This is a genomic window from Variovorax sp. MPBD4-3, from assembly GCF_058809745.1.
Genome location: NZ_JBXASW010000008.1, coordinates 114,913 through 128,570 on the forward strand (window position 1 = coordinate 114,913; position 13,658 = coordinate 128,570).

The 13,658-nt window shown below is 69.2% G+C and carries 14 protein-coding genes; 11 read left to right on the forward strand and 3 right to left on the reverse strand.

Features of this window, described 5'->3' with window-relative positions; all coding sequences use genetic code 11:
- On the forward strand, positions 1-1,449 hold the full coding sequence (locus AC1RVW_RS07230) for an efflux transporter outer membrane subunit (RefSeq protein ID WP_493199004.1): 1,449 nt from the start codon (positions 1-3) through the stop codon (positions 1,447-1,449).
- Between the two features lie 91 nt (positions 1,450-1,540).
- Here the strand turns inward: AC1RVW_RS07230 and AC1RVW_RS07235 are convergent, their stop codons facing one another.
- Positions 1,541-3,802 (reverse strand): aminotransferase class V-fold PLP-dependent enzyme, encoded by a 2,262-nt coding sequence (locus AC1RVW_RS07235; RefSeq protein ID WP_493198946.1) that lies wholly within the window; start codon positions 3,800-3,802, stop codon positions 1,541-1,543.
- A gap of 169 nt (positions 3,803-3,971) precedes the next feature.
- Here AC1RVW_RS07235 and AC1RVW_RS07240 point away from each other — a divergent pair, with 169 nt between their 5' ends.
- A complete protein-coding gene (locus tag AC1RVW_RS07240; protein WP_493198948.1) occupies positions 3,972-4,436 on the forward strand; it encodes an Lrp/AsnC family transcriptional regulator in 465 nt (154 codons plus the stop codon).
- A 28-nt stretch (positions 4,437-4,464) separates the two neighbouring features.
- Here AC1RVW_RS07240 and AC1RVW_RS07245 read toward each other — a convergent pair whose 3' ends face one another.
- Positions 4,465-5,559 carry a PA0069 family radical SAM protein gene (locus tag AC1RVW_RS07245; protein WP_106937363.1) on the reverse strand — a complete coding sequence of 365 codons (1,095 nt, stop codon included), beginning with the start codon at positions 5,557-5,559 and terminating at the stop codon, positions 4,465-4,467.
- Between the two features lie 111 nt (positions 5,560-5,670).
- On the opposite strand from AC1RVW_RS07245, the gene AC1RVW_RS07250 reads away from it, so the two are divergent.
- The 6 genes from AC1RVW_RS07250 to AC1RVW_RS07275 all read left to right on the forward strand — a co-directional run bounded on the left by AC1RVW_RS07250 (position 5,671) and on the right by AC1RVW_RS07275 (position 9,794).
- Complete coding sequence (locus AC1RVW_RS07250) at positions 5,671-6,249, forward strand: GbsR/MarR family transcriptional regulator (protein WP_493198949.1); 579 nt, start codon at positions 5,671-5,673, stop codon at positions 6,247-6,249.
- A gap of 63 nt (positions 6,250-6,312) precedes the next feature.
- Positions 6,313-6,735: a thiol-disulfide oxidoreductase DCC family protein gene (locus tag AC1RVW_RS07255; RefSeq protein WP_493198951.1), complete on the forward strand. Its 423-nt coding sequence runs from the start codon at positions 6,313-6,315 to the stop codon at positions 6,733-6,735.
- Between the two features lie 28 nt (positions 6,736-6,763).
- Positions 6,764-7,711: an SAM-dependent methyltransferase gene (locus AC1RVW_RS07260; protein ID WP_493198953.1), complete on the forward strand. Its 948-nt coding sequence runs from the start codon at positions 6,764-6,766 to the stop codon at positions 7,709-7,711.
- Positions 7,712-7,748: 37 nt separating this feature from the next.
- Positions 7,749-8,801, forward strand: coding sequence for an SRPBCC family protein (locus AC1RVW_RS07265; RefSeq protein WP_493198955.1), 1,053 nt, complete (start codon positions 7,749-7,751; stop codon positions 8,799-8,801).
- Positions 8,802-8,806: 5 nt separating this feature from the next.
- Positions 8,807-9,439 carry a DUF4166 domain-containing protein gene (locus AC1RVW_RS07270; RefSeq protein ID WP_493198957.1) on the forward strand — a complete coding sequence of 211 codons (633 nt, stop codon included), beginning with the start codon at positions 8,807-8,809 and terminating at the stop codon, positions 9,437-9,439.
- Between the two features lie 7 nt (positions 9,440-9,446).
- Entirely contained in the window at positions 9,447-9,794 is a 348-nt protein-coding gene (locus AC1RVW_RS07275; protein ID WP_106937358.1) for a DOPA 4,5-dioxygenase family protein, read from the forward strand.
- A 24-nt stretch (positions 9,795-9,818) separates the two neighbouring features.
- Here the strand turns inward: AC1RVW_RS07275 and AC1RVW_RS07280 are convergent, their stop codons facing one another.
- On the reverse strand, positions 9,819-10,475 hold the full coding sequence (locus tag AC1RVW_RS07280; RefSeq protein WP_493198960.1) for a glutathione S-transferase family protein: 657 nt from the start codon (positions 10,473-10,475) through the stop codon (positions 9,819-9,821).
- Positions 10,476-10,556: 81 nt separating this feature from the next.
- On the opposite strand from AC1RVW_RS07280, the gene AC1RVW_RS07285 reads away from it, so the two are divergent.
- The 3 genes from AC1RVW_RS07285 to AC1RVW_RS07295 all read left to right on the forward strand — a co-directional run bounded on the left by AC1RVW_RS07285 (position 10,557) and on the right by AC1RVW_RS07295 (position 13,656).
- Positions 10,557-11,777 carry a polyhydroxyalkanoate depolymerase gene (locus tag AC1RVW_RS07285; RefSeq protein WP_493198962.1) on the forward strand — a complete coding sequence of 407 codons (1,221 nt, stop codon included), beginning with the start codon at positions 10,557-10,559 and terminating at the stop codon, positions 11,775-11,777.
- Positions 11,778-12,136: 359 nt separating this feature from the next.
- Positions 12,137-13,030: a universal stress protein gene (locus tag AC1RVW_RS07290; protein ID WP_493198964.1), complete on the forward strand. Its 894-nt coding sequence runs from the start codon at positions 12,137-12,139 to the stop codon at positions 13,028-13,030.
- Positions 13,027-13,656: an N-acetyltransferase gene (locus AC1RVW_RS07295; RefSeq protein ID WP_493198966.1), complete on the forward strand. Its 630-nt coding sequence runs from the start codon at positions 13,027-13,029 to the stop codon at positions 13,654-13,656. Before AC1RVW_RS07290 ends, AC1RVW_RS07295 begins: the two co-directional genes overlap by 4 nt.
- Positions 13,657-13,658 lie beyond the last annotated feature (2 nt).

A 13,658-nucleotide genomic window follows, 5' to 3' on the forward strand; every position in this document is an offset into this window, starting at 1 on the left:
ATGCTGCTGGCGGGCTGCGCGGTCGGCCCCGACTACAAGACGCCGGACACGCCGCTGCCGGTCAGCTGGAAGCTGGAGGAGCCCTGGCGCGTGAGCACGCCGAGCGACACAGCCGACAAGGGCCCATGGTGGCGCCGCTTCGACGACCCGCAGCTCGACGCGCTGCAGCAGCAGGCGCTGGCCGGCAGCCCCACGCTGGCGATCGCCAATGCGCGGCTGGCGCAGGCGCGCGCCACGCTCGCGGCCAATGCGGCCGGCCAGTATCCGCAGGTCGGCCTCGGCACCCGCGCCTCGCGCCTGAGGATTTCCGCCAACCGCCCGCTCACCAACTACGCGACGCCCAATTCGACGACCGTGCAGAGCGACTTCGCGCTGTCGCTCAATGCGAGCTACGAAGTCGACCTGGCCGGCCGCGTGCAGCGCACGGTAGAGGGTGCCAAGGCGTCGGCGGAGCAATCGGCGGCGGACCTGCAGAACACCCGGCTGCTGCTCAGCGCCGACGTGGCCAGCAGCTACTTCAACCTGCGCTCGACCGACGTCGAACTCGACGTGCTCACCCGCTCCATCGCGCTGCAGCGCCGCGCGCTCGAGCTTGTCACGGCGCGCCACGACCTGGGCGCCGTATCGGGCCTGGACGTGGCGCAGCAGCAAGCGCTGCTGGAGACCACGCTGACGCAGGTCGACGTGCTGAGGAAGCAGCGTTCGCAGTACGAGCATGCGCTGGCCACGCTCACCGGCACGCCGGCGCCCAGCTTCTCGCTGCCGGTGGACCTGCGCGAGATCAGGCCGCCGGCCGTGCCGCTGGGCGTGCCCTCCGAGATCCTGCAGCGCCGGCCCGACGTGGCATCGGCCGAGCGCGCGATGGCCGCCGCCAACGCGCAGATCGGCGTCGCCACCGCGGCCTTCTACCCGAGCATCTTCATCTCGCCCACCGTGGGCGTGGACAGCCGCACGATCGAGACCCTGTTCAACGGCCCGAGCCTGCTGTGGTCGCTGGGCGTGTCGGCCACGCAGGTGCTGTTCGACGGCGGGCGCATCCGCGCCAACGTCGATTTCGCAAAGGCCGGCTACGACGTCACCGTGGGCAACTACCGCCGCACCGTGCTGACCGCAATGCAGGAAGTGGAAGACGGCATCACCGGGCTTGCCGCGCTCGACAGCGCAACGACCCAGGCGCAGGCCGCCGTGACGGCCGCGCGTCGCGTGCTCGACATGGCCACCAGCCGTTATGAGGGCGGCGCGTCGACCTACCTCGACGTGATCACCGCGCAGCAGTCGCTGCTGACGGTGGAACGCCAGGCCGCGCAGCTGCGGGGGCAGCGGCTGCTGACGGCGGTGTTCCTGGTGAAGGCGCTGGGTGGCGACTGGTGCGGCGCGGATGAGCCCGGCAAGGCCCCGGCGTCGTCTTGCCCCGCCGTCGGCATCGACCGGACTGCGAAGGCCGGTTGAACGGCAAGCCCTGTTCGCGCGACTTGGTGCCTTGCTGGTCGATCGACGCACGTCGTCACTGTCGGAGCGATTCCGCTCAAGCTCCGCTGGCTCAGTGCATTGACGCAGCCGGCTGCGCGACGGCGCCCGCAGCGGAGCACAGCGCGAGGCCGCCCGCCAGGCTCCATGCCTGCGCATGGCCGAGGCGGCGCAGGGCCTTGGCCGCCTGCGCGCTGCGATTGCCGCTTCGGCAGTAGAAGAGCACCGGCGCACCGGCCGGCAGCGCCATCCAGCCGGGCAGCGCATTCAGAAGCCCCGACAGCGGCACCGCCTCGCGGTGGGTGTCGGCACCGAAGGGCGAGGATTCGCTCACGCGCTGCTCGTAGGGCTCGCGCACGTCCACCAGCACCAGGCCCGGATGCTCGAGCAGCAGCCGCTGCGCCTGCGTGGCGTTCATCTCGTGGCCCGCGCCGGCGCAGCCGTTGTCGATGCGCGCACCGCAGGCGAGGGTCTGGTATTCGGTCAGCGCGAGGTCTTTCTCGAGTTCGGCCTTTGCCGAAGCGAAGCCTGCCGCGTCGATGCTGCCGGACAGCACCTGCGCGAGCAGCGGCTGGGCCGCGCATTCGCGGGCCAGGGTGCTCGCGAAGCGGTCGTCGTAGTCGTGCGCCGGGAGCAGCAGCGTTCCGGGGCCCACGGCCTGCGCCAGTTGCTTCAGCGAGGGGCCGAATGCGAGCGGCGCACTTTGCGCGAAATCGCTTCGCCCCAGGGCGCCGGGCATCACCGTGTCGCCCACGAATGCCAGGCGGATCTTCAGCTGCTCGTCGTGCAGCAGGTAGGCGGTCGAGTCGGCGGTGTGCCCCGGGGTTGCCAGCCGGGTCAGCGTCTGCGCGCCCAGGCAGATGGCATCGGCACCCAGGGGCCAGCCGAGCGCATCGACCTCGCCTTTCTGGACAAGGCGTTCCGGCAGCGCGGCGCGCAGTTCGCCCACCGAGGAAACATGATCGCCATGGCTGTGCGTGTCGAGCACGGCGGCCAGCGTGTAGTCCTGGCAGCGAAGCAGTTGCGCGATGCGGCCGGTCAACTCGGGCAGCGGATCGATGACGACGCAGCGGCGGCTGCCGGCATCGGCCAGGAGGTAGCAGCATGCACCGCCGGCCACGAAGCGGGTCAGGCCGTCGAGCGCGTCGCCCGGACGGGAGGTGTCGGCGCCGGTATTGAGGCAGCTTGCGCGCAGCGAAGCGCCACAGGAGCCGATCCTTTCACAGGCTTCGTCGATGAAGGCCGCGTCGCTGGCCGGCCCGAACGACAGGCGCACGGCCGAGGCCGCCTGCCAGGCGGGCAACCCCATGGCTTGCAGCACGTGGCTCGGCAGCGCCTTCGACGCGCCGCAGGCCGAGCCTCCGCTCACCCGCACGTCGGCCGCGTCGAACAGGTCCTGCAGGAGCTTCGAGTCGAGGCCGGGCACCGAGAAATTGAGGGTCGTCGGCAAGCTCAGTTCAAAGGGCGCGTTGAACACCACGCCGGGGAACGCATCCTTCAGCGCGGCGGCGATGCGGTCGCGGTACGCCTCCAGCGTGAGAGCGTCCCGGAAGGTCTGGCCGTCTTCGAGCGCTTCCAGCACGGTGCCGAGCGCGGCGATGCCGGACATGTTCTCGGTCCCCGAGCGCAATGCGCCCTCCTGGCCGCCGCCCGCCATCAGCGGCGTGAACGGCGCGCCGGCGCGCACGTACAGCAGGCCGATGCCCTTCGGGGCATAGAGCTTGTGCCCCGAGAACGGCGCGTAGTCGATGCGGAGGGCTTCAAGCCGGAGCTCGAGCTTGCCCAGCGCCTGCACGCTGTCCACCATCCACAGCGCCGGGCTCCCGTCGAGCGCCTGGGCGATGCCTTCCAGGTCGCTGACGACGCCGGTCTCGTTGTTGGCGGCCATGGTGCAGACCAGCCCGGCACGTGCGGCATGCGCGCGCAGCCAATGCAGGTCATGGCGGCCGTCTCGGCCGACCGGGATGGGCAGCACGCGCAGGTTCAGGCCCAGCAATTTGTTCCAGTGGCTGATCGCTTCCGGCACCGCCTTGTGCTCCGTCGCGCCGTACAGCACGCAGTCGACGTCCTCGCGGCCGCGCAGCGCGCTCAGCGCCGACAGCACCGCCGTCTGGATGCCTTCGGTGGCGCCGCTGAGAAACAGCAGGTCGCCCGTGGGCGCACCAAGCAGCCGCCGCGCGCGGGAGCGCACCGAATCCATCAGCGCGCGCGCCTTCAGCCCGGTGCTGTGGACGCTGCTGGGGTTGCCGAAGTCGTCGGCCATGGCTGCGAGTGCCGCGGCCCGGGCGCGAGGCAGAACGGGCGTGGTGGCGTTGGCGTCGAGGTAGATGTCCATTCAGGTGATTCCGGGAGAAGAGATGCAAGCGTTTGCAGGCTTGGCGGGCGAGGCGGGCGACAGCGCCGCGCACCCGGAAGAGTCTGCCGCCCGGGGCGGAGCAGCGGCTTGCGTTTTATGCTGCCTATGCCGATAAGATCGGAATCCAATGCTCAATCAAGGATATTTGATGAAACTGGATTCCATAGATATCAAGATTCTTGATCTCCTGCAGCAAGACGCCGAGCTGCAGGTGGCGCAGATCGCCGAGCAGGTGGGCCTGTCTGCCACGCCATGCTGGAGGCGCATCCAGCGGCTCAAGGAGGCGGGCGTCATCACGCGCTCGGTGGCCCTGCTCGACCCGCGCAAGGTCAACGTGGCGGTGACGGTCTTCGTGTCGGTGCGGACCAGCACGCACTCGCAGGAGTGGTTCGACCGCTTCACCGCCACGGTCCATGCCATTCCGGAAGTGGTCGAGTTCTACCGGATGAGCGGCGACGTGGACTACCTGCTGCGCGTGGTGGTGCCGGACATCGCCGCCTACGACGCCGTCTACAAGCGACTGATCTCGGGCACGAACCTGCACGACGTCAGCTCCAGCTTCGCCATGCAGGAACTGAAGCAGACCACGGCGCTGCCGCTGGGCTACGTGTAGAAGATTCGCGAAGCCGGCACGCGGACGTTCAGAACAGGCTGCCCTGCCCCGCGGCGCCAGGCGGCCGGAACGCCGTGATGTCCAGCGGAATGCGCTCGCGGTTGTAGCCCAGTCGGTTGGTCGCCTTCTCGAAGCGCTGGTGGATCAGGTCGGCCCACAGGCCCGAGCCCTTCATTCGCGTGGCGAAGTCGGCGTCGTAGTCCTTGCCGCCGCGCATCTCGTGGATGCGCGCCATGATGCGGTCGGCGCGCTGCGGATAGTGCAGCGCCAGCCATTCCTTGAAGAGCGGCGCCACCTCCCACGGCAGCCTCACCACGGTGTAGAAGGCGCTGCGCGCGCCGGCTTCCCATGCGGCCTCGAGCACCTGTTCCATGTCTTCGGTCACGAAGGGAATCTGCGGCGCCACGCTCACGCCAACCGGCACGCCCGCCTCGGTCAGCGTGCGGATGGTGCGCAGCCGGCGGTGCGGCGCCGCGGCGCGCGGCTCCAGCTTGCGGGCGAGTTCGCCGTCGAGCGTGGTCACGGTCACGTACACGGCCGCAAGACGGTCGGCCGCCATGGGCGCGATCACGTCGAGGTCGCGCTCGATGGCGCTCGACTTGGTGACCAGCGCGAACGGATGCCGCGCTTCCTGCAGCAGTTCGATGACCGAGCGGGTGAGCCTCAAGTCGCGCTCGATGGGCTGGTAGCAGTCGGTGGCGGTGCCGATGGCGATGTAGCTGGGCCGGTAGCTCTTGCGCCCGAGCTCGGTGCGCAGCATGTCGGCGATGTTTCGCTTGGCGATCAGCTTGGTCTCGAAGTCGAGGCCGGGCGACAGGTTGAGGTAGCTGTGCGTGGGCCGGGCGAAGCAATAGATGCATCCGTGCTCGCAGCCGCGGTAGGGGTTGAGCGAGCGGTCGAAGTAGATGTCGGGCGAGTCGTTCTCGTTGAGCGCCGACTTGACGTCTTCGAAGCGCACCTCGGTGGCGATGGGCTGCAGCTCCTGCGCCTCGGCCACGCCGTCTTCGAGCGTGCCCCAGCCGTCGTCGAAGGCATTGCGCTCGTCCTTGGAGAAACGATGCGCAAGCTGCGTGGCCGCGCCGCGGCCCTTGATGGCGTGGATGGGGATGTGGGCTGCGGGCATGGCGAAACCTCGTTACTGTGGATTTGTACAGTATTTCACTGTTTCCTTGCGGCCGCCCGCTTTTTACATTTCTCTCTTGACAGAAATTTCGTAAATCCTAAACTCCGAGCCATGGAACTCACAGACATTCAACGCAAGTTCGTCCTCCACTGGGGCGAAATGGGGTCCATGTGGGGCGTCAACCGCACCGTCTCTCAAATCCACGCGCTGCTCTTCGCCCACGGCAAGCCGATGCATGCCGAGGAGCTGTCCGAAACCCTGGGCGTCGCGCGCTCCAACGTCAGCAACAGCCTGAAGGAACTGCAGGCCTGGAACCTCGTGCGCATCACCCACACGCTGGGCGACCGGCGCGACTATTTCGAGACCAGCGTCGACGTGTGGGAGCTGTTCCGCACCGTGGTGCGCGAGCGCAAGGAACGCGAGTTCGACCCGACCATCCGCGTGCTGCGCGAACTGGTCTCGAGCCCCGATTTCCAGAAGGAACCGCCCGATGCGCAGGACCGCATCCGCTCCACCATGGACCTCATGAACAAGCTCGCCACCTGGGCCGACGAAATGCTGCGGCTGTCGCCCGGCACGCTCGACAAGGTGCTGACGCTGGGCGCCAGCGTGCAGAAGTTCGTGCGCGGCGACAAGGGCGGCAAGGACGAAGACCCCGACGCACACCACGCCAGCCTGCCGATGATCTGAACCCTTCTCTTTTTTTGCCTATGTATTTCTGTTTTGACAGAAATATCGAGAACAAAGGATGCCATGAGCCGCGACGCCCTTCCCGCCTATCCGCTGACCCTGTACTTCGACGCCAGCTGCGCCATCTGCTCGGCCGAAATGGGCAACCTGGGGGCGCGCGACACCGCGGGCCGGCTGCGGTTCGTCGATTGCTCGCCGGCCTCGTTCAGCGACGGGCCGGCGCCGCGCGACGCGCTCATGGCCGCGATCCACGCGGTGGATGCCACGGGCCGGGTGCTGGTCGGCGTGCCGGCCATCCGCGCGAGCCGCGCGGCGGTGGGCCTGCCCAGCGGCGGCGGCCTGCTCGACCTGCCGCTGGTCGCGCCGCTGGCCGACCGCGCCTATGCCCTGCTGGCGCGCAACCGCTACCGCATTCCGCGCTGGCTGGCGACACGGCTGGCGGGACGCGTCGCGCCTTCCTGCAACGACGGCAACTGCCGCCTCTGAAGAAAAAACACCACCCGAGGGAACAGCCATGCCCACAGTTTTCCAGCCCGACTTCCGCCTGCCGCTCGAAGCGCCCGCACAGGCATCCGCCGGCACCTCCATCACCGCCGAAGACACCCAGGTCTACTTCACCGAAGTCGCGTTCGACTACAGCGCCTGGAGCCCCAGCTACAACATGCACTTCGGTTTCTGGCGCGCCGGGCTGAACCCGTTCAGGCGCGAAGGCATGCTGGTCGAGATGAACCGCGTGGTCGGCCGCGCGCTGCGGCTTGCCGATGCGCAGCCCGGCGCCGCGCCCCGCCGCTGCGTGATCGACATGGGCTGCGGCGCCGGCGCCACCGCGCGCACGCTGGTGGGCGACAACCCGTCGCTGTACGCAGTGACCGTGACCAACGTGGCCGTGCAGAACAGCATCGCCGCCAGGCTCGATGCGGCGGCAGGCGTGGCCGACCGCATGGCCCACGTGCAGGCCGACTACACCCGCACCGGCCTGCCCGCCGCGCAGGCCGACGGCGCCTGGGCCCTGGAGAGCGCCTGCTATGCAGAGGGCACCGCCAAGGCCGACTTCATCCGCGAGGCCGCGCGCCTGCTCAAGCCCGGCGCCCGGCTGGCGGTGGCCGACGGCTTCCTGCTGCGCCGCAAGCCCGGGCGCGTGGCGGGCTGGCTGCACCGCCTGTGGGCCGACAGCTGGGCCGTGCCCACGCTGGCCGTTCGCGGCGACTTCATCGCCGCCCTGCGCGACAACGGCTTCGAGGACATCGAATGCAAGTCGCTGCGCTGGCGCGTCGCGCCCAGCGCGCTGCACATTCCGGTGCTGGCCACGCGCTTCACCCTGGCCGAACTCTGGAAGGCGCGCGGCATGCTCGGCGCGTGGCGGCGCAAGCACATCGTGGCCAGCTATTGCGCGCTGGCGCTGGGCATGTTCTGGCGCGACTTCGACTACTGCATGGTCACGGCCACGCGCAGTGCCGGCTGAGCGAACACGAGAAGAAACAACCAGCAGAAAGCTACGCATGCAAGACGACAACCAGGACAGCAGGCTCGCCGCACTCGCGCCAGACCAGGCACCCGGCGAACTGCCGCCCCAATCCCGCGGCGCCATGCCCTTCGCATGGTTCTGGCCGATGCTGGCGGGCGCGGCCATCGCGCTGGTGCTTCGCATCATTTTCAGCGGCGGCCCGGGCCAGCGCTTCTCGCCGATGCTCGGCTCCTTCGTGTACTTCGTGCCCGCGCTGTGCGGCGCAGTCACCGTGTACATGGCCGAGCGTATCGAGCGCCGAAGCTGGGGCTACTACCTCTGGGCGCCGTGGGTGGCAACGGCGCTTTTCGTCGGCGGCACGCTGGCGGTGTTCATCGAGGGGCTGATCTGCGCCGTCGTCATCGTGCCGCTGTTCGCGGTGATGGGCAGCGTCGGCGGACTGGCGATGGGCATCGTGTGCCGCATCACCAACTGGCCGAAGCAGGCCATCTACAGCTTCGCGGTGCTGCCGCTGGTGCTCGGCGCCATCGAGCCGCAGCTGCCCAACCCGGACCGGCTGTCGAACACGTCGCGCACGCTCTTCATTGCCGCGCCGGCCGAGCGCGTGTGGCACGCGCTGAACGCCGCGCGCGACATCCGTCCCGCCGAAGTCGGCGACGCCTGGGCCTACCGCATCGGCGTGCCGATGCCGGTGTCTGGCGTCACGGTCGACACGCCCGAAGGCCGCGTGCGCCAGGTGCAGTGGCAGAAGAACGTGCACTTCGAGGAAGTCATTACCGAATGGCAGCCCAACCGGCAGCTGAAGTGGCGCTTCCGCTTCTCGCCCGACTCTTTCCCGGCCGGTGCGCTCGACGATCACGTGATGATCGGCGGCCAGTACTTCGACCTGCGCGACGCCACCTACACGCTGACGCCGCGCGACGGCGGCACCGAGCTGCGCGTTGCGGTGTCGTGGCGCATGAGCACCAGCTTCAACTGGTATGCGGACCGCGTCATGCACCTGCTGCTGGCAGACGCGTCCGAGAACATCCTGCGCTTCTACAAGGCACGCGCCGAAGCCACGGCCGGCGCGGCGGCGGCCGGATGACGACGATGCCGCCCACCGCACCGGTCTTCCAGCAGGCGCTCGGCCCCGCCTGGGAACGGCTCGGCGACGTCATCCGCCGCCACTACGCGATGGCGCCGTTCTCCGACGACCACGTGTGCGTGCGCGGCACCATGAGCGAGGTCTGGCACGCCCGCTGGGCCGCGCTGCTGATGCCCCTCGGCCGGCTGTTCGGCGCGCTGGTGCCGCACCAGGGCAAGGACGTGCCCATCGAAGTGCACTACAGCTGCCGCCCCGACGACGCCACGCTCCACTGGGACCGGGTCTTCCGCTTTCCGGGCAGGCCGCCCTTCCATTTCCGCTCGTACATGGCGCACGACGCGCGCCGGGGCGGCGAGGTGATCGAGTACGTGCGCTTCGGCATCGGCATGCGGCTGGCCGTGAGCGCGGAAGAAGGCGCGCTGGTGTTCCGCGACCGGGGCTACATCTGGCGCGTGGCGGGGCTGCGCATTCCGCTGCCGCTGGGGCTCCTGCTGGGCACCGCCTACGTGGAAGAGCGGCCCGACCCGCAGGACCCCGACCGCTTCACCATGAAGATGCTGCTGCGCCACCGCTGGTTCGGCGACGTGTTCCGCTACAGCGGGCGTTTTCACCTGGACCCGCGCCCGGGTCCACAATGAGCCCACCATGCCACGCCGCCCCGAAAACCTCTACGCCCAGTACCACGCCCACGTCTATTTCGCGCCCGACACACTGGCGCAGGCGCGCAGCCTCTGCGAGCGCGCCGGACAGGAACTGATGGTGGTGGTCGGCCGCGTGCACGAGCGGCTGGTGGGGCCGCATCCGCACTGGAGCTGCCAGCTCGCCTTCGACGCCGCCGAGTTCGACCAGGTCATCGGCTGGCTAGAGGCCAACCGCAACGGGCTCGACGTGTTCGTGCACGGCGTGACCGGGGACGACTTCGCGGACCACACGGCGCATGCCATGTGGCTGGGCGAGGAAAGCGCGCTCGACCTGCGGATGTTCCGGCACTAGCCTTCGAAGCTCGCGCCCGTTTTTTCAGAACTCCGCGTCGAGCTCGTCGATTTCCTCGGGCTCCTGCTTCGCCGCGGCCACCCATTCCTTCATGGCCGGCAGCTCCATCACCCGCTTGCAATAGGCAGCGCACGCACTGTCCAGCGCCACGTCGTAGCTCAGGAAGCGCGTGACCACCGGCGCGTACATCGCGTCGGCCATGCCCGGCTGCTTGCCGAACAGGAAGGGGCCGCCGTAGGCCTTGAAGCATTCGCGCCAGATGGCGACGATGCGGTCGATGTCGGCCTGCGCGCGCGACCACACCTTGAAGTTCTTGAAATGGGCCTTGATGTTCATCGGCAGCGCGCCGCGCATCGACGAAAAGCCCGAATGCATCTCGCCGCAGACGGCGCGGCAGTGGGCGCGGGCGGCGATGTCGTCGGGCAGCAGTCCGGCCTTGGGCTTGATCTCGTTGAGGTATTCGCCGATGGCCAGCGTGTCCCACACCTTCACGCCGCCGTGCTGCAGCGAGGGCACCAGCATCGACGAAGACAGCAGCAGCATCTCGGCCTTCATGGCCGGGTCGTCGGGCGGGATGACCTTCTCGCTGAACTCCAGCCCGGCCAGCCTGCACATCAGCCAGCCGCGCAGCGACCACGCGCCGTAGTTCTTGCTGCTGATGGTGAGAACGGGTTTGGCCATCTTGAAGCTCCTTGGGCGTTGCCTCGTTGCGTGCAAGCGCCATGCCATGCGGCTGGCCCGCAACTTGCCTGCACCGGAGGCATGCTGTACCGGGCCTACCAGAACCAAGCCGACATGCTGTCGCCTGCCAGGCTCGCCGCGCAGTACCTGGGCCAGGCGCTGTGGAAAGACGGCACCGAGCGCACCATGCTGCGGCGCATGGCCGCGCAGTTCGAGGTGTTCTCGCGCATGCGGCTGACCCACACGCGGCCGCCCTACGGCATTGCCAGCGTGCCGGTCGACGGCGCCGAAGTGGCCGTGCACGAGGAAAAAGCCCTGGTCTCGCCCTTCGGCACCCTGTTGCACTTCAGGAAGGACACCGAAGCGGTGCACCCGCCCGTGCTGCTGGTCGCACCACTCTCGGGCCATTTCGCGACCCTGCTGCGCGAAACCGTGCGCACGCTGCTGCGCGACCACGACGTGTACCTGACCGACTGGCACAACGCGCGCGACGTGCCGCTCTGGGAGGGCCGGTTCGGCCTGGACGACTACACGCTGCAGCTCATGCGTTTCCTGGAGGCCGTGGGCCCGGGCGTGCACATGGTGGCGGTCTGCCAGCCCTGCGTGGCCGCGCTGGCCGCCACCGCGCTGATGGCCGAGGACGACAACCCCGCCACGCCGCGCAGCCTCACGCTGATGGCCGGCCCGGTCGATTGCCGCATCAACCCGACCACGGTCAACAAGCTCGCCACCGACCGGCCGATCGACTGGTTCCGGCGCAACCTCATCAGCCATGTGCCGTGGCCGCATGCGGGCGCCATGCGGCGCGTGTACCCGGGCTTCCTGCAGCTGTCGGCCTTCATGAGCATGAACCCGGAGCGCCACAAGAAGCAGTTCCAGGACATGTACACCCACCTGGTCGAGGGCGACATCGACAAGGCCCGCACCATCGGCAACTTCTACGACGAGTACCTGGCCGTGAACGACCTGCCGGCCGAGTTCTACCTGGAGACGGTGGAGCGCGTGTTCCAGACCTACGACCTGCCGCGCGGCAAGCTCACCGTGGGCGAGCGCACCGTGAATCCCGCCGCCATCCGTCGCACCGCGCTGCTGACGGTGGAGGGCGAGCGCGACGACATCTGCGCCGTGGGCCAGACGGTGGCGGCGCAAGACCTCTGCACCGGCATACGCCCCTACCTCAAGGCACATCACCTGCAAGCCGGCGTGGGCCACTACGGCGTGTTCAGCGGCAGCAAGTGGAATGCGCAGATCTACCCGCGCGTGCGCGAAACCATCCACGCGGCGGCCGAGCTGAACGGCTGAGCCGCAACGCGCCAATCCGGCAAGGGCCGTGAGGCCATTGTTTGCCCTTGCGCGCCGGGCTTCCTACACTCGGGCCCATGCAACGCCAAGCTTTCATCCGCAGCACGCCGCGCGCAGTCTTCACTGCGTGCACGGCTGCAGGGTCGCATCCGACCCTCGCAGATCTCTGAGCCCGGCGGTCAGCCTCCCTCCTCCCCTCCCTTTTCTTCAGCACCTTTCATCGACCGCCGGGCCCAAGCCCCGCGCGGTAGCGCGCCCGCACGGGCACGCCGCGCTTTCCCCAGCTGATTCCCTTGCTCGCTGCCAGCCGCTTCGCCGTGGCCGGCGGCCGGCTTTGTCATGCGGAAAGAACACTGACGATGAACATCCAATCGATCTTGGCGGTGACCGACCTGTCGGCGCACGGCCTGCGCACTGTCGTGCGTGCAGCCAACATCGCGGCGGCGCACGGCGCGCTGCTGAAGATCATGTACGCGCCCGCCGCCTTCGCCGGCCCGGCGGATGCCGATGCGGCCGGCGGCCTGGGCGCCTTATGCCTGGAGGTGGCCGAGCGCTTCGGCATCCTCGTCAAGAAGATCGACGACACGCGCGGGCGCCTCGACGGCGCCGCGCACGAGGCGCAGTGGTGTGACCTCGTGGTGATAGGCGACGAGCCCGACCGCTCGCTCGCGGCCTTCTTCCACGGCCAGCCGTCCGAACAGCTGGTGCGGGCGGCGCAGCGGCCGGTGCTGGTGGCGCGGCTCGATGCGCGGGCCGGCGGCTATGGCCGCATCCTCGTCGCCGTCGATCTCATGGAAGAGTCGCGCCCCCTGGTCGACCTGGCCTGTGCCTTCGACGGCCAGGCCGACATCGAGCTGTTCCACGCCTTCACGCCCATGCACGAAGGCAAGCTGCGCTACGCCGACGTGTCGTCGCACGTGATCGACGCCTACCGCCACGCGTGCGCCCGCCATGCGCGCGAACGCATGCTGTGGCTGTCCGATGCGTCGATCGCGCGCCGCAACCGCGTGGTGTCGTCGATAGGGCGCGGCGATCCGGCGCGGCAGGCGGCCGTGCAGCAGCAGTACTCGAAGGCCGACCTGCTGGTGGTCGGCAAGCGCAGGCGCTGCGCGCTGATGGACTTTCTTTTCGGCAGCGTGGCGCTGCGCGTGCTGCGCTGGTCCACGGGCGACGTGCTGGTGGTGCCGCACTGCGCGCTTGCCGCACGGCAGGGTCAACGCGCCGCGGCGCTGGCGCAGAGGGGTGCGGCATGACGCTCGTGCTGGCATTCCCTCCGATGCAGCCGGTCTGGTGGCGCTTCAGGCCGGCCGAGCTGCGCATCGACGTCGATCCGCACAAGGCCAGCCCAGCAGACACGCTGGTGCCGGTACACGAACGCATGCGCACGATGGGCGCCCGCCTGCACGACATGCCGCAGCTCGCGCTGGGCGACCCCGGCCTGCGCGCACGCTATCGCGAGGCCGATGGCGAGCTGTACGTCTACATCGAGGACACGCGCCGCGACAGCCTCGTCGGCTACACCGTGTTCAACCGGCTCATCGAGCTCAACCGCAGGGCCGACCGCCACATCCGCGCGCCGCATTCGCAGTACGACCCGGCCTACCAGCGGCGCGGGCTGGCCTCCGCCGTGTACCGCTGGGCGCTGGGCCGGGGCATCTGCCTCATGAGCGGCGCGCGGCAGTCGCCGGGCGCGCATGCGCTCTGGCAGAGCCTGTCGCGCCACTGCGAGGCGGGCTTTGCCGACCTGCGCAACAAGCAGCTGAGCTACCTGGGCAGAGAGGTCGGGCGCGCCACGCTGGCTGAGCTGCACACGCGCATGTTCCTGCTCGGCGAGGGCTGGACGCTGGAGCGCTTCCGGCGCGAGACGCAGATGGCCTGAAT